Genomic DNA, 22,899 nt, shown 5'->3' with positions numbered 1-22,899 from the left:
AGTGCGCCCGCACCCCTGCTGCGGCACCCGCACGGTCGCATTTGACTCGTGCTGCGCGGCAGTCAGGCAGGGAGGTGGCCCGCGGTGCTTTCGCCCAGAAGCCTGTTCCAGGAGATCGTCGACCACGACGAGTCCTTCCGGCTGTTCTGCTCCATCGCGGCCGGCGGGGAGGCGCAGGGCGGCTGGGAGAACGGCCGGATCGCGGCGCTCGTACGCCGGGCGAGCGCGGCCTCGCCCCGAAGATCGCCCGCCACGGGGCGGACGAGGACAAGCACGGCCGGATCTTCCGTGCCCTGCTGCGCAAGCGCGGTCTGGAACCCGTGCCGGTGCCCCCGGCGACGGACTGCACGATGCTCCTGGAACGGCGGGGCATCGGGTTTCCGCACGAGCGGCTCCGCACCGACGAGCCGCTCACCGTCGAGGACCTCGTCGTCTACCTGACCCACAGCCGGGTCACCGAACAGCGCGCCTGCGAGCAGATGGGGCCGCTGTGCAGGCACTTCGGCGACCCCGGCATCGGGCGGACGTGCGGATGATCGCCGACGACGAGGACAACCACCTCGCCTACTGTCACGAGGAACTGCTGCGCCTCGCCGCCGCCGGGTACGGCCGGACCATCCAGCGGACGCTGCACGCGTGCGCGCTCGCCGAGATCCGCGTCCACCGCGACGTCAGCCTCGCCGTCATGTCCCGGATGGGGCGCATCCTCGGCTGGTCCGCGGCCAGGTCGGCGCTCCTCGCGGCCGGCATCCACGCCGTGAGCGGCTGGTGGGCCGGCGCCGGATGGTGAGCCTGCGCATGCCCGAGTGCCGCGACGCCCTCGGCGGGCCCGCCGCCCCGGCGCCCGGGTTCGCCTGACGGGCGACGCGGGACCTACAGCCAGCCCCGTCGCTTGAACAGCCGGTACAGCACCATCTCCAGAGCGGCCATCAGCAGGATCACCGCCGGGTAGGACCAGAGCCGGCGCAGCTCCGGCATGTGCGCGAAGTTCATGCCGTAGATACCGGCGATCATCGTGGGCACCGCGGCCATGGCCGCCCACGCGGAGATCTTCCGCATGTCGTCGTTCTGCTGGACGCCGGTCTGCGCGAGGTGCGCCGACAGGATGTCCGAGACCAGCCGGTCCAGGCTCTCCACCGAGTCGTTGACCCGGGTCAGATGGTCGCTGACGTCCCGGAAGAAGGGCCGCGCCTTGTCGTCCACGAAGGGCACGGCCGCGGTGAACAGGCTCGTGCCGGTGCCGCCCAGGCGGGACATCGGCAGCGCCAGCGGGCCCGTCGCCCGCCGGAACTCCGTGATCCGGCGTTTGAAGCCATGGATCCGTGAGGCGGAGTTCCGCGAGCCGCCGTCCGGCGCGAAGACCTCCGCCTCCAGCTCCTCCAGGTCCGTCTGGAGCTCGGCGGCCACGTCCAGGTAGTGGTCGACGGCGGTGTCTGCGATGGCGTACAGCACGGAGGTCGGGCCGTGGCCGAGTATCTCCGGCTCCTGTTCGAGACGGCGCCGTACGGCGGCAAGCCCGTCGCCCTCGCCGTGGCGGACCGTCACCACGAACGAGTCGCCCAGGAAGATCATGATCTCGCCGGTGGAGACGGCGTCGCCGCGCGGCTCGTACACCACGGGCTTGAGCACCACGAACAGCGAGTCGTCGTAGACCTCCAGCTTGGGCCGCTGATGCGCCTTCAGGGCGTCCTCGACCGCCAGGGGATGCAGCGCGAACTCCTCGGTGACCAGGTCGAACTCCTCCTCGCTCGGCTCGTGCAGCCCCACCCACACGAAACCCCCGGCGGCCCGCGCCGCGGCCAGGGCGTCGGAGAGGTCGGCGCAGCCCGGTGTGCGGTGGCCGTCACGGTAGACGGCGCAGTCGACGATCACAGAGTGTGTTCTCCCTTCGTCCGGTCGCCACCCGAAGCGTCCGTACGCCTACCCTGGCCGCATGCCCACGCTGATCCTCGTCAGGCACGGACGCTCCACCGCCAACACCGCCGGGCTGCTCGCCGGCTGGACCCCCGGGGTCGCCCTGGACGAACGCGGCACCGCGCAGGCCGCGGCGCTGCCGGGGCGGCTCGACGGACTGCCGATCGCCGAAGTCGTCACCAGTCCGCTGCAGCGCTGCCGGGAAACCGTACGACCGCTGCTGGACGCCCGGCCGGAACTGACCGCGCACACGGACGAGCGGATCGGCGAGTGCCACTACGGCGACTGGTCCGGCCGCAAGCTCGCCGAGCTCAAGGACGAGCCGCTGATGGAGGTGGTGCAGGCGCATCCCTCGGCGGCAGCGTTCCCGGGGGGCGAGTCCATGCGCGCGATGCAGACCCGCGCCGCCGAGGCGGTGCGCGAGTGGAACGCGCGCGTGGAGCGCGACCACGGCGCCGACGCCGTCTACCTGATGTGCTCCCACGGTGACATCATCAAGTCCCTCGTCGCGGACGCGCTCGGCCTTCATCTGGACCTCTTCCAGAGGATCTCCGTCGAACCCTGTTCCGTCACCGCGATCCGCTACACCAGGTTGCGGCCCTTCCTGGTACGGCTCGGCGACACCGGGGACTTCGCGTCCCTGGCGCCGCGCGAGGAGCCGGAAGGCGATGACGCACCGGTCGGGGGCGGCGCGGGCGCACCGTGATCGTCGGCCGCAGTAGGGTGAAGCGGTCGCTCTCGACTTCCCGATTCAGACGTTCTCACGATTCCCATGGAGACAGGACGTGTCCCGTCAGGTGTTCCTCTACGACCCCCCGGACCGCTTCGTGGCCGGCACGGTCGGACTGCCCGGGCGCCGTACGTTCTTCCTCCAGGCCACCGCAGGCCCCCGGGTGACCAGCGTGGCCCTGGAGAAGACCCAGGTCGCCGCGCTCGCCGAGCGCATGGACGAACTGCTGGACGAGGTGCTGCGCCGCAGCGGCGGCAGCGCCGCCGTGCCCGCCATGGCGCCCAGCGAGATCTCCGACACCGGCCCGCTGGACACTCCCATCGAGGAGGAGTTCCGGGTGGGCACCATGGCGCTCGCCTGGGACGGCGAGGAACAGCGCATGATCGTCGAGGCGCAGGCCCTCGTCGAGCTCGACGCGGAGTCCGAGGAGGACCTCGCCGAGGCCGAGGAGCGGCTGCTCCAGGACGAGGAGAACGGTCCCCCGATGCTGCGGGTCCGCCTCACCGGCGCGCAGGCGAGGGCCTTCGCCAAGCGCGCCCTCGACGTCGTCAACGCCGGGCGGCCGCCGTGCCCGCTGTGCAGCCTCCCGCTCGACCCGGAAGGACACGTATGTCCGCGCCAGAACGGATACCGCCGCGGAGCGTGAAGCCCGGCGCCGAGTCCGCGGAACTGCTCGCCCAGGGTGAGCTGACCGTGCGCGGCCGCATCCGCGAGGCCTCCAACGCGGCGCTGTTCTGCACGGTCGCGTACGACGGCCTGGAGGCGTCCTGCGTGTACAAGCCGGTCGCCGGGGAGCGGCCGCTGTGGGACTTCCCCGACGGCACTCTCGCCGCCCGTGAGGTGGCGGCGTACGAGGTCTCCGAGGCGACCGGCTGGTCCGTGGTGCCGCCCACCGTGCTGCGCGACGGCCCGTACGGCGAGGGCATGGTCCAACTGTGGATCGAGGCGACCCCGGAAGCCGAACTGCTCGCGCTGCTGGACGCCGAGGAACCCGGCCCCGGCTGGAAGGCGATCGGCTTCGCCGAGGTCGGCGAGGGGCGCACGGCGCTGCTGGTGCACGCCGACGACGAGCGGCTGCGCCGGATGGCCGTGCTGGACGCGGTGATCAACAACGCCGACCGCAAGGGCGGCCACCTGCTGCCGACGCCGGAGGGACACCTCTACGGCATCGACCACGGCGTCACCTTCAACGTCGAGAACAAGCTGCGCACCCTCCTGTGGGGCTGGGCGGGCGAACGGCTGCCGCCGGAGGTCCTGGCCGTCCTCAAGGCCCTGAAGGACACCCTCCGCGACGGCGCGCCCCTCGCTGCCCGGCTGGCTGCCCTGATCACCCCGGCCGAACTCGACGCCACCCGCGCACGCGTGACCACGCTGCTCACCTCCGGCACACACCCCGAGCCGAGCGGGGAGTGGCCGGCGATCCCATGGCCGCCTGTGTGAGAGCACCGGGGTGAACCGGCCATCCGGGGTGGTCCGGTTCGTAGATGGGACCGCGGTCCGGTTACGCTCATGACATGCATGCCTGGCCCGCTTCCGAGGTCCCCGCTCTGCCTGGTGAGGGCCGCGACCTCCGGATCCACGACACCGCGACCGGTGGCCCGGTCACTCTCGACCCCGGTCCCGTCGCCCGTATCTATGTCTGCGGCATCACGCCGTACGACGCGACCCACATGGGGCACGCGGCGACCTACAACGCGTTCGACCTCGTGCAGCGCGTGTGGCTCGACACCAAGCGCCAGGTGCACTACGTCCAGAACGTGACCGACGTCGACGATCCCCTGCTGGAGCGGGCGCAGCGCGACGACGTCGACTGGGTGGAGCTGGCCGAGCAGGAGACGGCCCTGTTCCGTGAGGACATGACGGCCCTGCGGATGCTGCCGCCCCGGCACTACATCGGCGCCGTGGAGGCCATACCCGGCATCGTCCCGCTGGTCGAGAGACTGCGCGACCTGGGGGCGGCGTACGAGCTCGACGGGGACGTGTACTTCTCCGTCGAGTCCGACCCCCACTTCGGCGAGGTGTCCCGCCTCGACGCGGCGGCCATGCGGCTGCTGTCCGCCGAGCGCGGCGGCGACCCGGACCGCCCGGGCAAGAAGAACCCGCTCGACCCGATGCTGTGGATGGCCGCCCGGGACGGCGAGCCGAGCTGGGACGGGGGCTCCCTCGGCCGCGGCCGGCCCGGCTGGCACATCGAGTGCGTGGCCATCGCCCTGGACCACCTCGGCATGGGCTTCGAGGTGCAGGGCGGCGGCTCCGATCTCGCCTTCCCGCACCACGAGATGGGCGCCTCGCACGCCCAGGTGCTCACCGGCGAGTTCCCCATGGCCAAGGCGTACGTCCACGCCGGCATGGTCGCGCTCGACGGCGAGAAGATGTCGAAGTCCAAGGGCAACCTGGTCTTCGTCTCGCAGCTCAGGCGCGACGGCGTCGACCCCGCCGCCATCCGCCTCGCGCTCCTCGCCCACCACTACCGCTCCGACTGGGAGTGGACCGACCGGGTGCTCCAGGAAGCCGTCGAGCGTCTGGACCGCTGGCGCGCGGCCGTCTCCCGTCCCGACGGCCCCTCCGCGGACGCGCTCGTCGAGGAGATCCGCGACGCCCTCGCCGACGACCTGAACGCCCCGGCGGCCCTCGCCGCGGTCGACCGCTGGGTGGCCCTCCAGCAGGACCGCGGCGGCGAGGACATCGGTGCCCCCGGCCTCGTCTCGCGCGCCGTGGACGCCCTCCTGGGCGTGGCTCTCTGACCCATCCGGCCGGACACGGCATCAGGGGCGGTGCGCGTCACGCGCACCGCCCCTGATCCGTTCACTCCTCCGACACGTCGTTCCCGGCGTCCCCGTCGTCCGACTCCGCCTTCGGCGGTCGCGGCGGCCGGGGCCGGCCGCCGGGGCCGTCCCGCAGATACGAGCCGCCGTCGCCGCCGTCCGCCGTGGCGTGGCCGCCCGGCGACGGGCCGCCGCCGTCCCGGCGCCGCAGATACCGCTCGAACTCGCGGGCGATCGCCTCGCCCGACGCCTCCGGCAGTTCGGCGGTGTCCCGGGCCTCCTCCAGCGTCTGGACGTACTCCGCGACCTCGCTGTCCTCGGCGGCCAGCTGGTCCACGCCCACCTGCCAGGCACGCGCGTCCTCCGGCAGCTCGCCCAGCGGAATGCGCAGGTCCAGCAGGTCCTCCAGACGGTTGAGGAGGGCCAGCGTGGCCTTCGGGTTCGGCGGCTGCGACACATAGTGCGGGACCGCCGCCCACAGCGAGACGGCCGGGACACCCGCGTGCGTGCAGGCCTCCTGGAGGATCCCGACGATGCCCGTCGGCCCCTCGTACTTGGTCTCCTCCAGGTCCATGCGGCGGGCCAGATCCGTGTCCGACGTGGTCCCGCTGATCGGGACCGGACGCGTGTGCGGGGTGTCGCCGAGCAGGGCGCCCAGGATGACCACCAGCTCCACGCCCAGTTCGTGCGCGAAGCCGAGCAGCTCGTTGCAGAACGAGCGCCAGCGCATGGACGGTTCGATGCCGCGGACCAGCACCAGGTCACGCGGCTTCTCCCCACCGACCCGGACCACCGACAACCTGGTCGTCGGCCAGGTGATCTTGCGCACGCCGCCGTCCATGAACACGGTGGGACGGTTGACCTGGAAGTCGTAGTAGTCCTCGGCGTCCAGCGCCGCGAACACCTCGCCCTTCCACTCCTTCTCCAGATGCGCGACCGCGGTGGAGGCGGCGTCGCCGGCATCGTTCCAGCCCTCGAACGCGGCCACCATGACCGGGTCGATCAGCTCGGGAACCCCCTCGAGCTCGATCACCCAGCGCCTCCTTCCGACGTGCCCTCGCCTGACCCACCAACCTTACGGCGTTCGGCGGGGGCGCCCGCAGCCCCCTTGCACGGGGGAGTGAACGGATCACTGCCCCGTCCTAGTCCTTCGAACACCCATGATCGCCGCCCCCGCGGCCCCGCCCGTCCGCCGGGCCACACCTCCGATGGGTCACCGGGCCGAGCGCAGCCACTGCTCCACGCTCGCGATGTGCACCGTCGCCCACGACCGCGCCGCCTCCGCGTCCCGGTCGCGCAGTGCGCCGAGGATGGCGCGGTGCTCGCGCAGGGTGCGGCCGACCGCGTCCCGCCGGGCCAGTCCGCGCCAGACGCGGGCCCGGGTGGTGGGCCCGGACAGCCCGTCGAGCAGGGAGCACAGCACCGAGTTGCCGCAGCCCGCGCGATGCCCCGGTGGAACTCCAGATCGCAGGCGACCAGCTCCTCCACCGAGGGATCGTCGCCGAGCGCGTCCAACCGGGCGTCGAGCGCGTCCAGTTGCTCCTCGCCGATGCGGGACGCCGCCATCGCGGTCGCGGCCGGCTCCAGGATGCGGCGCACCGCCAGGAACTCCAGCACCGTGTCGTCGCGGTGGAAGTCCACGACGAAACCCAGTGCCTCCAGCAGCAGTTGGGGATCCAGGCTGGTGACGTAGGTGCCGTCGCCCTGCCGAACGTCCAGGATCCGGATCAGGGACAGCGCCCGCACGGCCTCCCGCAGGGAGTTGCGCGACAGCCCCAGTTCGGCGGCGAGTTCGCTCTCCTTGGGCAGCCGGTCGCCGGGGCGCAGCGCACCGGCGACGATCATCCCCTTGATCTTCTCGATCGCCTCGTCGGTCACCGCCATGACCGGCCTCCCCAGTCCGTTCAGACATCGGATGTCTCGGACCATTATGGAGGTTCCCCGGAGCGGCCCGGGAGGAAAAGGCACAGCTCAGCGCCGCGGCCGACACCCTTGCGGGGGGAGCCGGCCGCGGCGCCGGCCCGGCGGCTCTGCTCACTGCCCCTCGGGTTGCCTCCGGTCGAGCAGGTCCCGCACCTTCGCCCGTACCTCGTCCGTGGCCAGGCCGCGGATCGTCAGCGTCGTACGCCGGCGCAGCACGTCGTCCGCCGTCTGGGCCCACTCGTGATCCCGGGCCCAGACGACCTGCGCCCAGATCTCCGGGGCGTCCGGGTGGACCCGCTCGCCGAGCTCCGGGTTCTCGTTGGTCAGCCGGGCGATGTCGAAGGCCAGCGAACCGTAGTGCGTGGCCAGGTGCTTGGCGGTGTCGGCCGCCATGCGCGGACCGGGCGCCGGCCGGTCCACGAGGAGCCGGTGGGCGACCGCCCGCGGGTTGGCGATGCCGGGCAGCGGCAGCCTCTTCGGCAGCGAGGAGATCGGCTCGAAGTCCTCGCCCAGCGGGGCGCTCGGCAGGGACTCCAGCTTCTTCATCACCGTCCGGCCGATGTGCCGGAAGGTGGTCCACTTGCCGCCCGCCACGGACAGCATGCCGCCCCTGCCCTCCGTCACCACCGTCTCGCGCTTGGCCTTGGCGGTGTCCCCGGGGCCGCCCGGCAGCACCCGCAGCCCGGCGAACGCGTACGTGATCAGGTCGCGGTCGAGCTGCCGGCCGCGTACGGAGGAAGCGGCCTCGTCGAGTATCTGGGCGATGTCCTTGTCGTCGACCGCGACATCGGCCGGGTCGCCCTCGTACTCCTCGTCGGTCGTGCCGAGCAGCAGCATGTCCTCCCAGGGGAGGGCGAAGGTGATGCGGTACTTGTCGATCGGCGTGGCCAACGCGGCCTTCCACGGGGAGGTGCGCTTGAGCACCAGGTGCGCGCCCTTGGACAGGCGGATCGACGGCGCCGCGTTCGGGTCCTCCATCCTGCGCAGGTGGTCGACCCAGGGGCCGGTCGCGTTCAGCACCAGACGGGCGTCCACCCCGAACTCCTCGCCGGACAGCCGGTCCCTCAGCTCGGCGCCGGTGACCCGGCCCCGGGTGAAGCGCAGACCGGTCACCTCGGCGTGGTTGAGGACGACCGCGCCGGACACGACGGCGGCGCGGACCGTCATCAGCGCCATGCGCGCGTCGTTCATCTGGTCGTCGCCGTAGACGGCCACCGCCCTGAGGTTCTCGGTGCGCAGCTCCGGCACGTCCTGCGCCGCCCTCGCCGGGCTGAGCAGGTGGCCCACGCCGTCGCCGAAGGCGGACAGCGCGGAGTAGGCGAACACGCCCGCCCCGAGCTTCGCCGCGCCGTGCGGCCCGCCCTTGTACACGGGGAGGTAGAAGGTGAGCGGGTTCGCCAGATGGGGAGCCACCTGGCGGGAGACCGCACGGCGCTCGAAGTGGTTCTCCGCCACCAGCTTCACCGCGCCGGTCTGCAGGTAGCGCAGACCCCCGTGGAGCAGCTTGGAGGAGGCGGAGGAGGTGGCGCCGGCGAAGTCGCCGGCGTCGACCAGGGCCACCCTGAGACCGGACTGCGCGGCGTGCCAGGCAGTGGAGATGCCCAGGATGCCTCCGCCGATCACGAGGAGGTCGTAGGCCGCCTTCGAGAGCTGCTCCCGGGTCTCGGCACGGCTCGGGTTCGGGCCGAAGGACGGAACCGTCCCCAGGGCGGGCACGGACTGCAGGGTGGACTGACCGGTCATCGCTTGTTCTTGCTCCTTGTCAGCTCTCGTCGTCGAGCCAGCCCATGGTCCGCTCGACGGCCTTGAGCCAGTTCTTGTACTCACGGTCGCGGATGCCCGCGTCCATGCGGGGGGTCCATTCGGCGGCCCGGCGCCAGTTGGCGCGCAGGTCGTCGGTGCTGTTCCAGAAGCCGACGGCGAGACCGGCGGCGTAGGCGGCACCGAGGCAGGTGGTCTCGGCGACCATCGGGCGCACCACGGGGGCGTCCAGGAAGTCCGCGAGCGTCTGCATCAGCAGATTGTTGGAGGTCATACCGCCGTCGACCTTCAGCGCCGTCAGCTCGACACCGGAGTCCTTGGTCATGGCGTCCGCGATCTCCCGCGTCTGCCAGGCGGTGGCCTCCAGGACGGCCCGCGCGAGGTGCGCCTTGGTCACGTACCGGGTCAGGCCGGCGATCACACCGCGGGCGTCGGAGCGCCAGTACGGGGCGAACAGGCCGGAGAAGGCCGGCACGAAGTAGGCGCCGCCGTTGTCCTCGACCGACAGCGCGAGCGTCTCGATCTCGGCGGCGGTGGAGATCAGGCCCATCTGGTCGCGCATCCACTGCACCAGGGAGCCGGTGACGGCGATCGAGCCCTCCAGGGCGTAGACCGGCTTGTCGTCGCCGATCCGGTAGCCGACGGTGGTCAGCAGCCCGCTGTACGAGTTGATGATCTTGTCGCCGGTGTTCATCACCATGAAGGTGCCGGTGCCGTACGTCGACTTGGTCTCGCCCTCGGAGAAGCAGGTCTGGCCGAACAGGGCCGCCTGCTGGTCGCCGAGCGCGGAGGCGACCGGGATGCCGCCGAGCAGGTCGCCCAGCTTGCCGCCCTTGATCTCGCCGTAGACCTCGGCGGAGGAGCGGATCTCGGGCAGGATCCGCGTCGGTACGCCGATCGACTCGGCGATCTTCTGGTCCCACTCCATGGTGTGCAGGTTCATCAGGAGGGTCCGGGAGGCGTTGGTGACGTCGGTGACGTGCTTGCCGCCGTCCGTGCCGCCGGTCAGGTTCCAGATGACCCAGGTGTCCATGGTCCCGAACAGCAGGTCGCCCGCCTCGGCGCGCTCGCGCAGTCCCTCGACGTTGTCGAGCAGCCAGCGGGCCTTGGGACCGGCGAAGTAGGAGGCGAGGGGGAGGCCGGTCTCGCGGCGGAAGCGGTCCTGGCCGACGTTGCGGCCCAGTTCCTTGCACAGGGCGTCGGTACGGGTGTCCTGCCAGACGATGGCGTTGTGGACGGGCTCGCCGGTGTTCCGGTCCCACAGCACGGTGGTCTCGCGCTGGTTGGTGATGCCGATGGCCTTGATGTCGTCGCGGGTGATGCCGGCCTTCGCGATGGCGCCGGCGACGACCTCCTGCACGTTGGTCCAGATCTCGGTGGCGTTGTGTTCGACCCAGCCCGGCTTGGGGAAGATCTGTTCGTGTTCCTTCTGGTCGACGGAGACGATCCGGCCGTCCCGGTCGAAGACGATGCAGCGGCTCGAGGTGGTGCCCTGGTCGATGGCGGCGATGAAGGGCCCTTGGCCGTGGGATGCGAGGCCGGCGGTGTGGGCGTCCGTCACTGTCTGCTCCTGGGTTCCGTGGTCGATGGGGCGGGGGTACGGCGTTCGGGGTGCGGCGCGGTGCGCTGCGCGCGAGGGCTCGGAGAGCGGTGCCCGTCAGGCGAAGGCGGCGTTGTAGATGCCCGCGCCGATGGCGCCGCCGATGAGCGGACCGACCACCGGGATCCAGGCGTAGCCCCAGTCGGACGCGCCCTTGTTGGGCAGGGGAAGCAGGGCGTGGACGATGCGGGGGCCGAGGTCGCGGGCCGGGTTGATGGCGTAGCCCGTGGGACCGCCGAGGGAGAGGCCGATGGAGACCACGACGAGGGCGGTGATCAGGCCGCCGAGGACACCGAGCCCGTTGCCCTGGTCGTTCAGGCCCTGGGTGAGGACCGCGAGGATCAGCACGACGGTGCCGACGATCTCCGTGGCGAGGTTCTGCGCCGCGTGCCGGATCTCCGGGCCGGTGGAGAAGATGCCGAGGACGGGGCCCGCGCCCTTCTCCTGGGCCTCGACCGCCTTGGCGGCGGTGGTCTGGGCGCCGGGGCCGCCGACGATCTCCCGGTCGGTGAGGTGCGCGTGGAACTGGCCGTAATAGGCGACCCAGACCAGGGTCGCGCCGATCATGGCGCCGAGCATCTGGCCGCCGAGGTAGGTCGGCACGTTGCTCCAGTCGCTGTTCTTGATGGCCAGGGCGACCGTCACGGCCGGGTTGAGGTGCGCACCGGAGAGCGGGCCCGAGATGTACACGGCCGTCATCACGGCGAAACCCCACCCGAAGGCGATGGCGAGCCAGCCGGTGTTGCGGGCCTTGGAACCCTTCAGCGTCACCGCGGCGCAGACGCCGCCGCCGAGCAGGATGAGTACGGCGGTACCGATGGTCTCGCCGATGAAGATGTCGGAGCTGGACACCCGCGACTCCTTTGTCCTTCGTCCAGAGGTAGCCGAACCCCGGGTCCCTCCGTCCGGGAGCTCGCGCCCTCGGGGGTGAGGGCGATGCCGGCCCTGGCGTTGTCACACTCTAGCGCGTATTACCGCAAGGTGTTCGACAATGCCGACCGTTGGACGGGAGTCTCGCCTCGCACCACGCAGGCGTCAAGGGCCGCGGTACCGAAACCGCGATCGTTACTGACCGCGCCGGCCGACCGGGCCGGCGGTCGGCCGAGCGCGTACGGTGGCGGATCGCGAGGGCAATGGCGGGCCGAGCGGGCAGGCCGAAGGCCGGTGCCTCTGGAGGCGTCGAGGCGCGCAGTGGCGCCCCTGCGCCCGGCCGCATGGGACGCGCGCAGCGGTCCGTGGCGAAGCGTCCGGCGCCCAGGTCCCGGGAGACCGCGCGGGCGCGGTCCCGGACCGTCGCGAGTGCGTGGCGGAGCCCGCCCTCTAGGCGCTACCGCTCCTCGGCGCCGGCGATGCCGGTTGCGTGGGCACGGCGGCGGGCTGGGCGGGCAGGGCGAAGGCCGGTGCACCCGAAGGCGTACCGGCCAGGTCGGTGGTCCCGTGGCTTAGTGCGGGGGTCAGAGGCGTCCGGCGCCGAGGTCTCGCGAGACCTTGCGGGCGTCGGTCCCGGACCGCCGTGACGAGTTCGTGGCGCAGCTCGCCCTCTCGGCGCTCCCGCTCCACGGCACCGGCGATGCTGGCTGTGTGGGCACGGCGGCGGGCCGAGCGGGCATGGCGATCGGCCGTGCGCGGGCAGGCCGAAGGCCGGTGCGTCCCGAGGCGTGCCGGCCTGGGACGGACGGGCGGCGTGCAGCGGCCCCCGCGCCTGGTCGCGCGCGAGGTGCTCAGTGGCCCCGCGCCTGGTCGCGCGGGATGGGCCCAGCGGGCCCGCAGCTTTGTGCGGCGGTCAGAAGTGCTCGGCGCCCAGGTCCCGCGGGACCGCGCGGGGCCGGTCCCGGACCGCCGTGACGAGTTCGTGGGAGAGCCCGCCCTCTCGGCACGTCCGTGCCACGGGGCTGGTGATGCCGGTCGGCGGGCACGGCGGCCAGCCGCGCGGGCCCGGCAAAGGACGGCGCCACGGGGCGTACCGGCCTGGCCGCACGGGAGGTGCTCAGTGGCCCCGCGCCTGGTCGCGCGGGACGCGCCCAGCGGGCCCGTGGCTTCCTGTGGGGGTCAGAAGCGTCCGGCGCCCAGGTCCCGGGAGACCGCGCGGGCGCAGTCGCGGACCGCCGCGACCAGTTCGTGGCGGAGCTCGCCCTCCCGGCACACCCGCTCCACGGCGCCGGTGATGCCGACCGCGCCGACCGGCATCCGCCGCCGGTCGTGGATGGGCGCGGCGATGGAGGCGACGCCCTCCCACGTCTCCTCGACGTCGGCGGCGTAGCCACGCGCGCGCGTGAGGTCGAGGATGTGCTCGAAGTCGTGGATCCCGCACACGGTCCGGTCCGTGAACGCCTTGCGGTCGGCCTCGACCGCCTCGCTGTGCGCCACCGGGTCGTACGCCGCCAGCACCTTGCCCAGAGCCGTGCAGTGCAGCGGCTGCATCGCCCCGATCTCCAGCACCTGCCGGCTGTCGTCCGGGCGGAAGACGTGGTGCACGATCAGCACGCCGTGCTGGTGCAGTACGCCCAGGTACACGCTCTCCCCGCTGGACCGGGCCAGGTCGTCCGTCCACACCAGCGCGCGGGCCCGCAGTTCGTGCACGTCGAGGTAAGTGGTGCCCAGGCGCAGCAGCTCCGCGCCCAACTGGTACCGCCCGGAGGCCTCGTCCTGTTCGACGAAGCCCTCGTGCTGGAGGGTGCGCAGGATGCCGTGGGCGGTGCCTTTGGCGAGGCCCAGTGAGGAGGCGATGTCCGACAGGCCCAGCCGCCGCTCACCGCCCGCCAGCAACCGCAGCATCGCGGCCGCCCGCTCGAGCGACTGGATGTTCCGTGCCATCGCCGTCCTGCCTCCGTCCCCTTCGACCGCCGGCGGACGACTCGTCGTGGCGCCCGTTCGGCAATGCCGAACACTACCGGTCCGTGCCGATCCCCCGCCAATGGTCGGCCGTCGCCTGTCGCGCGAACCCCGCCACCCGGGGTGTTCCGACCGTCATCCTCGTCCGCTTGGTGGACGCCGTGACCGTCAGGGGCCGGTCCCGGCTACCCTGGCGGCGTGCGCCTCGCCCGGGCAGCGCTGTGCTCGCCTCCCGGGAACGTGCAAAGCCGACAGCCGTCGCAGCCCAAGGGAGCCCCTTCATGGCCTCGTTGCCGCCGACCCCTTCCGCCGACAGCCGGACCCGTGCGTCCGCCCTGCGCGAGGCACTCGCCACCCGTGTGGTGGTAGCCGACGGAGCGATGGGCACCATGCTCCAGGCCCAGGAGCCCTCACTGGACGACTTCCAGCAGCTGGAGGGCTGCAACGAGGTCCTGAACGTCACTCGCCCCGACATCGTCCGTTCGGTCCACTCCGCCTACTTCGAGGTCGGAGTGGACTGCGTGGAGACCAACACGTTCGGGGCCAACCTGACCGCCCTGGGCGAGTACGACATCGCCGAGCGGGTCGCCGAGCTGTCCGAGGCCGGCGCCCGTATCGCCCGTGAGGCGGCGGACGCGTTCACCGCCGAGGACGGCCGCCCCCGCTGGGTGCTGGGCTCCATGGGCCCGGGCACGAAGCTGCCGACACTCGGTCACACCACCTTCGCCGCCATCCGCGACGCCTACCGGCAGAACGCCGAGGGCCTGCTCGCCGGAGGCGCGGACGCGCTGCTGGTGGAGACCACCCAGGACCTGCTCCAGACCAAGGCCTCCGTCATCGCGGCCCGCCGCGCGATGGAGACCGCCGGGTACGAGGTCCCGCTGATCGTGTCGGTGACGGTGGAGACGACCGGCACCATGCTGCTGGGCTCGGAGATCGGCGCCGCGCTGACGGCGCTGGAGCCGCTGGGCGTCGACATGATCGGCCTGAACTGCGCGACCGGCCCCGCCGAGATGAGCGAGCACCTGCGCTACCTGTCCCGGCACGCGCGCGTCCCGCTGTCGTGTATGCCGAACGCCGGTCTCCCCGTGCTCACCAAGGACGGCGCGCACTACCCGCTGACGGCGCCGGAGCTGGCCGACGCGCAGGGCCACTTCGTCCGCGACTACGGACTGTCCCTGGTGGGCGGCTGCTGCGGCACCACGCCGGAGCACCTGCGCCAGGTGGTCGAGCGGGTGCGGGACCTGTCCCCGGTGGAGCGCAGCCCGCGCCCGGAGCCGGGCGCGGCCTCCCTGTACCAGACCGTGCCCTTCCGCCAGGACACCTCCTACCTGGCGATCGGCGAGCGGACGAACGCCAACGGGTCCAAGAAGTTCCGTGAGGCCATGCTCGAGGGCCGCTGGGACGACTGCGTGGAGCTGGCGCGCGAGCAGATCCGCGAGGGCGCGCACATGCTGGATCTGTGCGTGGACTACGTCGGCCGGGACGGGGTCGCGGACATGCGGGAGCTGGCGGGCCGGTTCGCCACGGCCTCGACGCTGCCGATCGTGCTGGACTCCACCGAGGTGGACGTGATCCGGGCCGGGCTGGAGCAGCTGGGCGGCCGCGCGGTGATCAACTCGGTCAACTACGAGGACGGCGACGGACCCGAGTCGCGGTTCGCGCGGGTGACGGCGCTGGCGCGGGAGCACGGGGCGGCGCTGATCGCGCTGACCATCGACGAGGAGGGCCAGGCCCGTACCGCCGAGAAGAAGGTGGAGATCGCCGAGCGGCTGATCGCGGACCTGACCGGCAACTGGGGCATCCGTGAGGAGGACATCCTCGTCGACTGCCTGACCTTCACCATCTGCACCGGCCAGGAGGAGTCCCGGGGCGACGGTGTGGCCACCATCGAGGGCATCCGGGAGCTGAAGCGGCGGCACCCGGACGTGCAGACCACACTGGGCCTGTCGAACATCTCCTTCGGTCTGAACCCGGCCGCCCGGATCCTGCTGAACAGCGTGTTCCTGGACGAGTGCGTCAAGGCGGGCCTGGACTCGGCGATCGTGCACGCCAGCAAGATCCTGCCGATCGCCCGCTTCGACGAGGAGCAGGTCACCACCGCGCTCGACCTGATCCACGACCGCCGCCGCGAGGGCTACGACCCGCTGCAGAAGCTCATGCAGCTGTTCGAGGGCGCCACGGCGAAGTCGCTGAAAGCGGGCAAGGCCGAGGAGCTGGCCGCGCTGCCGCTGGAGGAGCGGCTGAAGCGGCGGATCATCGACGGCGAGAAGAACGGCCTGGAGCAGGACCTGGACGAGGCCCTGCGGACGCGCAAGGCCCTGGACATCGTCAACGACACCCTGCTGGACGGCATGAAGGTGGTCGGCGAGCTGTTCGGCTCCGGGCAGATGCAGCTGCCGTTCGTCCTCCAGTCGGCCGAGGTGATGAAGAACGCGGTCGCCCACCTGGAGCCGCACATGGAGAAGACCGACGAGGCGGGCAAGGGCACGATCGTGCTGGCGACCGTCCGCGGCGATGTGCACGACATCGGCAAGAACCTCGTCGACATCATCCTGTCCAACAACGGCTACAACGTGGTCAACCTGGGCATCAAGCAGCCGGTCTCGGCGATCCTGGAGGCGGCTGAGGAGCACCGGGCCGACGTGATCGGCATGTCCGGGCTGCTGGTGAAGTCCACGGTGATCATGAAGGAGAACCTGGAGGAGCTCAACGCCCGCGGCCTGGCGACCGGCTACCCGGTCATCCTCGGCGGCGCCGCCCTGACCCGCGCCTATGTCGAGCAGGACCTGCACGAGCTGTACGACGGGGAGGTCCGCTACGCCCGCGACGCGTTCGAGGGCCTGCGCCTGATGGACGCCCTGATCGGGGTCAAGCGCGGCGTGCCCGGGGCGAAGCTGCCCGAGCTCCGGCAGCGCCGGGTGCGGGCCGCCACCGCCCAGGTGACCGAGGAGCAGCGACCGGAGGAGGGGCACGTCCGCTCCGACGTGGCCACCGACAACCCGGTCCCCGAGCCGCCGTTCTGGGGCACGCGGGTGATCAAGGGCATCCAGCTCAAGGAGTACGCGTCCTGGCTGGACGAGGGCGCCCTGTTCAAGGGCCAGTGGGGGCTCAAGCAGGCGCGCACCGGTGCCGGGCCCACCTACGAGGAACTCGTCGAGAGCGAGGGCCGGCCCCGGCTGCGCGGCCTGCTGGAGCGGCTCCAGACGGACGGCCTGCTGGAGGCCGCGGTGGTCCACGGCTACTTCCCCTGCGTGTCCAAGGACGACGACCTGATCATCCTGGACGACCAGGGCAACGAGCGCACCCGCTTCACCTTCCCGCGCCAGCGCCGCGGCCGCCGGCTGTGTCTGGCGGACTTCTTCCGCCCGGAGGAGTCGGGGGAGAGGGACGTGGTCGGCCTCCAGGTCGTCACCGTCGGCTCCAGGATCGGCGAGGAGACCGCGCGGCTGTTCGCCGCCGACTCCTACCGCGACTATCTGGAGCTGCACGGGCTGTCCGTGCAGCTGGCCGAGGCGCTCGCCGAGTACTGGCACGCCCGAGTGCGCGCCGAGCTGGGCTTCGCCGGTGAGGACCCCGCCGACATCGAGGACATCTTCGCCCTGAAGTACCGGGGCGCCCGCTTCTCCCTCGGCTACGGCGCCTGCCCCGACCTGGAGGACCGCGCCAAGATCGCCGACCTCCTCCGCCCCGAGCGGATCGGCGTCCATCTGTCCGAGGAGTTCCAGCTCCACCCCGAACAGTCCACCGACGCCATCGTCATCCACCACCCGGAGGCCAAGTACTTCAACGCCCGCTGACCCGGAGTTTCCCCTGGTCACCGGCGCGGTCGAGAGGTCCTGCGGGCTGGTCCGGAGGGCAGCGGACCGCGGACCGGCCGTCCCGGCGCGCAGTCCCGGTGCCGTTGTGCGCCGATGATGCAGGTGTGGGCGGTTCGTGCGGGCGTTTCGGTTGTGGGCGTCGTACAATTGTCGGTCCATCGCAGGCCGGTTCCCCGTGTGGGAACCGGCCTGATCGTCCCTCAAGGAGGTATGCGCGGATGACAAGCACGGTACCGGCGCTCGGAACCCGTATGGCCGAAGGCTCAGCCTTGCAGGCCGTGCTCCTGGACATGGACGGAACCCTGGTGGACACCGAGGGCTTCTGGTGGGACGTCGAGGTGGAGGTGTTCGCCGCCCTCGGACACAGGCTCGACGACTCCTGGAGACACGTCGTCGTCGGCGGCCCCATGACCCGCAGCGCGGGCTTCCTCATCGAGGCCACCGGCGCAGCCGTCACCCTCGCCGAGGTCACCACCCTGCTGAACGAGGGCTTCGAGGCCCGTATCGACGGCGCGCTGCCCCTGATGCCGGGCGCCGCACGGCTGCTGGCCGAACTGTCCGAGCAGCGGATCCCCACCGCCCTGGTCTCCGCCTCCCACCGCCGCATCATCGACCGGGTCCTGACCTCGCTCGGCCCCCAGCACTTCGCCCTGTCCGTGGCCGGCGACGAGGTCTCCCGCACCAAGCCGCACCCCGATCCCTACCTGCTGGCCGCCGCGGGCCTCGGCGCGGACCCCACCCGGTGCGCCGTGATCGAGGACACCGTCACCGGAGTCGCCGCCGCGGAGGCCGCCGGCTGCCGGGTCGTCGCCATCCCCTCGGTCGCCCCCATCCCCCCGGCCTTCCGGCGGACCGTCGTCCCCACCCTCGAAGACGTGGACCTGTCATTTCTGCGCGGCCTGATGACAGAAATGCGCTAACCGTTCACCCAGCGTGCCAAGTCCCGCGGAAATGGCCCCCGAACCGGATGTCCGGGCGAATTCAAAGCTCGCCGAATGGCTGAATTCCGGCAGCTGTTCCCCTACTTGTACGTGTGACGTTCCCCACTCCCTGAGGGGTCGACAGCGGGTCCGGGGCGTGCTGCCCGCCGCCTCTCGGATGTCGTGCGCGCGCCCTTGTGTCCCGTTTGGTGGAACGCTGCACGAATCCTTCCGGTGACGGGTTTCCGGTCCGTCCGCACCCGGTTCCGCTGCGTGATGGGAGCTCAACTCCGGTGGCCGCGAACGGTCCTGCGGGGGAGGACTAATCTCGTCGCGAGAACATCGACCCTGCCACCGTGATCCGTAGCAACACCCTGCATGCCGGATACACGGACAAGACAGCTCTGGAGAAACTCGAGCATGAACCGCAAGACTTTGGTGCTGCCGGCCGTGGTCGGTCTGCTCGCGCCGGTACTCGCCGCGTGCGGCGGTTCCGACAGCGGCAGCAAGAGCGGCGACGCCATCGTCGTCGGCACCACGGACCGGTTCACCGCTTCGAAGGACGCCCCGGCACCCTTGGACCCGGCGTACGCCTACGACGTCGGCACCTGGAACATCCTGCGCCAGACCGTGCAGACCCTGATGATCCAGCCCAAGGGCGACGGCGACCCCGTCCCGGACGCGGCCGAGAAGTGCGGTTTCACGGACAGCGGCAACGAGCGCTACGCCTGCACCCTGCGTGAGGGCCTGAAGTTCGCCAGCGGCGAGCCCATCACCGCGGCCGACGTGAAGTTCTCCGTCGACCGAGCCATCTCCATCAACGCCGACAGCGGTGTGTCCGGCCTGCTCTCCACCGTGGACACCGTGGAGACCCAGGGCGACCGCGAGGTCATCTTCCACCTCAACACGGCCGACGCCATCTTCCCGTACAAGCTGTCGACGCCCGTCGCGGCCATCGTCAACCCCAAGGACTACGAGAAGGACAAGCTCCGCGACGGCTTCGCCGTGGACGGCTCCGGCCCGTACACCCTGAAGGCCAACGTCAAGAACGGCGAGATGGTCGACGGGGTCTTCACCAAGAACCCCAACTACCAGGGGACGTTGAAGCTCAACAACGACAAGGTGCAGATGCGTTCCTTCGCGGACGCCGACACCATGGGCGACGCGCTGGACAAGGGTGACATCGACGTCATGACCCGCAGCATGTCGCCCGAGCAGATCCGCACGCTGTCGGCGGCCAAGGACAGCAAGGTCGGCATCGTCGAGACGGCCGGCCTGGAGATCCGCTACCTGGCCTTCAACACCGACGCCCCGACGGTGAAGTCCAAGGCCGTGCGTGAGGCCATGGCCCAGATCATCAACCGCAGCGAACTCGTCTCCGAGGTCTACGGCACCCAGGCCGAGCCGCTGTACTCGATGGTCCCGGCCACCATCACCGGTCACTCCAACTCCTTCTTCAACCGGTACGGCGACCCCAGCGTGGCCAAGGCCCGTTCGCTGCTGGAGAAGGCCGGTGTCACCACCCCGGTGAAGCTGACGATGCACTACACGACGGACCACTACGGGCCTGCCACCAAGAAGGAGTTCGAGATCCTTCGGCAGCAGCTCAACGGCAGCGGCCTGTTCGACATCGACATCCAGGGCACCCCCTGGGACACCTTCCGCCCGGCGGAGAAGAAGGGCGAGTACGACGTCTACGGCATGGGCTGGTTCCCTGACTTCCCGGACGCCGACAACTACTTGGCACCGTTCCTCGACAAGGGCAACACCCTCAACACCCCCTACGCCAACAGCGATATCCGCAAGCTGATCCCGGAGTCCCGTCGCCAGGCCGACCGGCTCTCCGCGTCCGCGAGCCTGACGAACATTCAGGACATCGTCGCCAGCGACGTTCCGCTGATCCCGCTCTGGCAGGGCAAGCAGTACGTCGCCGCCCGCGACAACATCACGGGCACCGCGTACGCCCTCAACTCCTCCGCGACGCTTCAGCTGTGGGAGCTCGGCCGCGGTGTGAGCGGCTGATCCGCCACCACCTACGGCGAAGGGCGCCCCTCCCGGTCTTCCGGGAGGGGCGCCCTTCGTTGCGTTGCGTCGCGCCGCGGGGGCCGCCGCTACTGCGCGCCGGGGCGCACCAGTCCGCTCTCGTACGCGTACACCGCGGCCTGCACGCGGTCGCGCAGCCTCAGCTTCGTCAGCACGTGCCCGACATGCGTCTTGACCGTCGTCTCACTGACGAACAGATCGGCGGCGATCTCCGCGTTGGACAAGCCGCGCGCCACCAGTTTCAGCACCTCCACCTCACGGTCGGTGAGGGTGTGCAGCGTGTCCGGCACCGGCTCCTCCCCGGAGGGCAGATGAGTGGCGTACTTGTCCAGCAGCCGGCGCGTGATGCTCGGCGCCAGCATCGCCTCGCCGGCCGCGACCACCCGGATCGCCTGCACCAGCTCGTTGGCGGGCGCGTCCTTGAGCAGGAAGCCGCTCGCACCGGCGCGCAGCGCCTCCACCACGTACTCGTCGAGGTCGAAGGTGGTCAGCACCAGCACCTTCGCCGGACCGTCCCGCTCCGGTCCGGTGATCTGCCGGGTCGCCTCCACGCCGTCCATCCGCGGCATTCGGATGTCCATCAGCACCACGTCGGGCTGAAGGGCCCGCACCTGGTCCAGGGCCTGCAGACCGTCTCCGGCCTCGCCCACGACCGCGATGTCCTGCTCGGCCTCCAGGATCATCCGGAATCCGGTGCGCAGCAGCGGCTGGTCGTCGACCAGTAGGACGCGGATGGCCACGTGAGTCTCCTTCGCTAGTCCGGCCCCATTCTGCCCTGCGCCGTTGTGCCGGACTCCGCCGCCCTCACCGGCAGCGGGTAGGGCGGGGGAGTGCCGCCGAACTCCGGGCAGTGGGCCTGGTGGTCGCACCAGCCGCACAGCTTGGTGGGGCGCGGCCGCCAGTCACCGGTCTCGGTGGCCAGTCGGATCGCCTCCCACAGCGCCAGCAGCTTGCGCTCCACCCGCTCCAGGTCGGCGAGGACCGGGTCGTAGGTCAGTACGTCGCCGCTGCCCAGGTACACCAGTTGCAGCCGCCGCGGGAGGACCCTCTTCAGCCGCCACACCACCAGGGCGTAGAACTTCATCTGGAACAGCGCGCCCTCGGCGTACTCGGGACGGGGCGCCTTGCCCGTCTTGTAGTCGACGATCCGCACCTCGCCCGTGGGCGCCACGTCCACCCGGTCGATGATCCCGCGCAGCGTCAGCCCCGAGTCCAGCTCCGCCTCGACGAACAGCTCCCGCTCGGCGGGCTCCAGCCGGGTCGGGTCCTCCAGCGTGAACCAGCGCTCCACCAGCCGCTCCGCCTCCGCCAGCCAGCGCGCCAGCCGCTCGCCGTCGGTGTCGTCGGCGAACAGCTCCACCAGCTCGGGCCGCGCCTCGCGCAGCCGCTGCCACTGGCCCGGGACCAGTTCCTTGGCCCGTGGCGCGGTCCGTTCCGCGGCGGGTGCGTCGAACAGCCGCTCCAGCACCGCGTGCACCAGCGTGCCCCGCGTCGCCGCCTCACTCGGCTTCTCCGGCAACCGGTCGATCACCCGGAACCGGTACAGCAACGGACACTGCATGAAGTCCCCGGCCCGCGAGGGAGACAGCGAACTGGGCGGTACGACAGCCCGGCGGGCCTCCCGGCCCGAGCCCCCGTCGCCACCCGGCACATCCGCACCCGGCGCCGCGGCCGCCTCGCGCGCATCCGCTTCACCGCCGTCGGGACCGCCCGCACCGCCCGCGGCCACAGGGCCCGCGTCGCCCCCGCCGGTCGCCGCAGCCTGCGCGGAGGCTCCGTGAGTGCCCACGTCACCCGCGCCCGGACCGGTCGTGACGGCCTCGTCGACTCTTGGGCCGTCCGCAGCCACGAGATCGACGGCACCCGCCTGTGCGGGGACCGTCGACCCCGTCGCGTCCGGCGACTGAGCCGACTCCGGCGCGGGCCGCAACTCGGCGGCCCGCGGCGCGCTGTGGCGTGGCGGGGCAGGTCCGGCGGCGTCGTGCGGGGTGCCGGGCTCGCCCTCCGTGCTCGTCTCCATGCCCCAGACCCTACGGCCCACCACTGACAGTGACCCAGGGACGGTCATGTTGTGCGCGAAGAGGGGAAAACACAATGGGGTGCCGGGCGTGACCGCTCGGCACGGCCGCATACCATCGACCCGAGACCTTCCGGCCGTCAGGCACGGAAGACGTGCTTCGAACGAGGGGACACCGTGGACGTGAGCGGCGGGAGCGGACAGCCGCGTTCCGGCAAGGACGAGTCGGCAGATCGCCGCACGGGCCCGGTGGACCCGGCCCCCGACTCCGTGGGCCCGGGCGCCGAGCCGGCCGACGCGGCCCCGCCCGAGCCGGCCTCGCCGACCGCCACCCCTGCCCCCGAAGCAGAGGGCGGGACGGAGGAGCCGACGGAGACGACGGAGCGGGCAAAGGAGCCGGAGGAGGTGAAGGAGCCGGAGGAACGGGACCGTTCCGGCGACACCTCGCAGGAGCCGCCCGCCGCCGAAGACGTCCGCACCGGCGACACCTCGCAGGAGCCGCCCGCCGCCGAAGACGTCCGCACCGGCGACACCTCGCAGGAGCCGCCCGCCGCCGAAGACGTCCGCACCGGC

Annotated in this window: 15 protein-coding genes and 3 pseudogenes; 9 read left to right on the top strand and 9 right to left on the bottom strand. The window is 71.6% G+C overall.

The window, feature by feature from the left end:
- Window positions 1-84: 84 nt before the first annotated feature.
- Window positions 85-858: pseudogene (locus tag ABZ818_RS10875) on the top strand (ferritin-like domain-containing protein).
- A 15-nt stretch (window positions 859-873) separates the two neighbouring features.
- Here the strand turns inward: ABZ818_RS10875 and ABZ818_RS10870 are convergent.
- Window positions 874-1,872 carry a magnesium and cobalt transport protein CorA gene (locus tag ABZ818_RS10870; protein WP_361412868.1) on the bottom strand — a complete coding sequence of 333 codons (999 nt, stop codon included), beginning with the start codon at window positions 1,870-1,872 and terminating at the stop codon, window positions 874-876.
- A 61-nt stretch (window positions 1,873-1,933) separates the two neighbouring features.
- Here ABZ818_RS10870 and ABZ818_RS10865 point away from each other — a divergent pair, with 61 nt between their 5' ends.
- From ABZ818_RS10865 to mshC, 4 genes are all read left to right on the top strand, one after another.
- On the top strand, window positions 1,934-2,620 hold the full coding sequence (locus tag ABZ818_RS10865; protein ID WP_225076113.1) for a histidine phosphatase family protein: 687 nt from the start codon (window positions 1,934-1,936) through the stop codon (window positions 2,618-2,620).
- 79 nt (window positions 2,621-2,699) lie between these two features.
- Complete coding sequence (locus tag ABZ818_RS10860; RefSeq protein WP_361412867.1) at window positions 2,700-3,290, top strand: DUF3090 domain-containing protein; 591 nt, start codon at window positions 2,700-2,702, stop codon at window positions 3,288-3,290.
- Entirely contained in the window at window positions 3,254-4,084 is an 831-nt protein-coding gene (locus ABZ818_RS10855) for an SCO1664 family protein (RefSeq protein ID WP_361412866.1), read from the top strand. Before ABZ818_RS10860 ends, ABZ818_RS10855 begins: the two co-directional genes overlap by 37 nt.
- Window positions 4,085-4,158: 74 nt before the next feature.
- A complete protein-coding gene (mshC, locus tag ABZ818_RS10850; protein ID WP_361412865.1) occupies window positions 4,159-5,388 on the top strand; it encodes a cysteine--1-D-myo-inosityl 2-amino-2-deoxy-alpha-D-glucopyranoside ligase in 1,230 nt (409 codons plus the stop codon).
- 61 nt (window positions 5,389-5,449) lie between these two features.
- Here the strand turns inward: mshC and ABZ818_RS10845 are convergent, their stop codons facing one another.
- From ABZ818_RS10845 to ABZ818_RS10820, 6 genes and pseudogenes are all read right to left on the bottom strand, one after another.
- The gene (locus ABZ818_RS10845) at window positions 5,450-6,442 is read right to left on the bottom strand and encodes a PAC2 family protein (protein WP_361412864.1); all 993 of its coding nucleotides are present in this window, start codon (window positions 6,440-6,442) and stop codon (window positions 5,450-5,452) included.
- Window positions 6,443-6,622: 180 nt separating this feature from the next.
- Window positions 6,623-7,293: pseudogene (locus ABZ818_RS10840) on the bottom strand (FadR/GntR family transcriptional regulator).
- 150 nt (window positions 7,294-7,443) lie between these two features.
- Window positions 7,444-9,075, bottom strand: coding sequence for a glycerol-3-phosphate dehydrogenase/oxidase (locus ABZ818_RS10835; protein WP_361412863.1), 1,632 nt, complete (start codon window positions 9,073-9,075; stop codon window positions 7,444-7,446).
- A gap of 19 nt (window positions 9,076-9,094) precedes the next feature.
- A complete protein-coding gene (gene glpK / locus ABZ818_RS10830) occupies window positions 9,095-10,654 on the bottom strand; it encodes a glycerol kinase GlpK (RefSeq protein ID WP_361412862.1) in 1,560 nt (519 codons plus the stop codon).
- Window positions 10,655-10,750: 96 nt separating this feature from the next.
- Window positions 10,751-11,545, bottom strand: a complete 795-nt coding sequence (locus tag ABZ818_RS10825; protein ID WP_361412861.1) for an MIP/aquaporin family protein — start codon at window positions 11,543-11,545, stop codon at window positions 10,751-10,753.
- 1,197 nt (window positions 11,546-12,742) lie between these two features.
- Entirely contained in the window at window positions 12,743-13,507 is a 765-nt protein-coding gene (locus tag ABZ818_RS10820; RefSeq protein WP_361412860.1) for an IclR family transcriptional regulator, read from the bottom strand.
- A gap of 299 nt (window positions 13,508-13,806) precedes the next feature.
- On the opposite strand from ABZ818_RS10820, the gene metH reads away from it, so the two are divergent.
- The 3 genes from metH to ABZ818_RS10805 all read left to right on the top strand — a co-directional run bounded on the left by metH (window position 13,807) and on the right by ABZ818_RS10805 (window position 20,288).
- Window positions 13,807-17,325, top strand: coding sequence for a methionine synthase (gene metH, locus ABZ818_RS10815; RefSeq protein WP_361412859.1), 3,519 nt, complete (start codon window positions 13,807-13,809; stop codon window positions 17,323-17,325).
- A 239-nt stretch (window positions 17,326-17,564) separates the two neighbouring features.
- On the top strand, window positions 17,565-18,266 hold the full coding sequence (locus ABZ818_RS10810) for an HAD family phosphatase (RefSeq protein ID WP_361412858.1): 702 nt from the start codon (window positions 17,565-17,567) through the stop codon (window positions 18,264-18,266).
- Window positions 18,267-18,686: 420 nt separating this feature from the next.
- Window positions 18,687-20,288, top strand: a complete 1,602-nt coding sequence (locus ABZ818_RS10805) for an ABC transporter substrate-binding protein (RefSeq protein ID WP_361412857.1) — start codon at window positions 18,687-18,689, stop codon at window positions 20,286-20,288.
- 89 nt (window positions 20,289-20,377) lie between these two features.
- Here ABZ818_RS10805 and ABZ818_RS10800 read toward each other — a convergent pair whose 3' ends face one another.
- Complete coding sequence (locus ABZ818_RS10800; RefSeq protein ID WP_361412856.1) at window positions 20,378-21,049, bottom strand: response regulator transcription factor; 672 nt, start codon at window positions 21,047-21,049, stop codon at window positions 20,378-20,380.
- 14 nt (window positions 21,050-21,063) lie between these two features.
- Window positions 21,064-21,960 (bottom strand): RecB family exonuclease, encoded by an 897-nt coding sequence (locus ABZ818_RS10795; RefSeq protein WP_361412891.1) that lies wholly within the window; start codon window positions 21,958-21,960, stop codon window positions 21,064-21,066.
- Window positions 21,961-22,509: 549 nt separating this feature from the next.
- Here ABZ818_RS10795 and ABZ818_RS10790 point away from each other — a divergent pair.
- Window positions 22,510-22,899, top strand: a pseudogene (locus ABZ818_RS10790) (hypothetical protein); the annotation flags it as partial.

This window comes from Streptomyces sp. NPDC047453 (assembly GCF_040643155.1).
Lineage (GTDB): Bacteria > Actinomycetota > Actinomycetes > Streptomycetales > Streptomycetaceae > Streptomyces.
The sequence above is the reverse complement of the archived record's forward strand: the minus strand, read 5'-3'. Positions and strand labels throughout refer to the sequence as shown.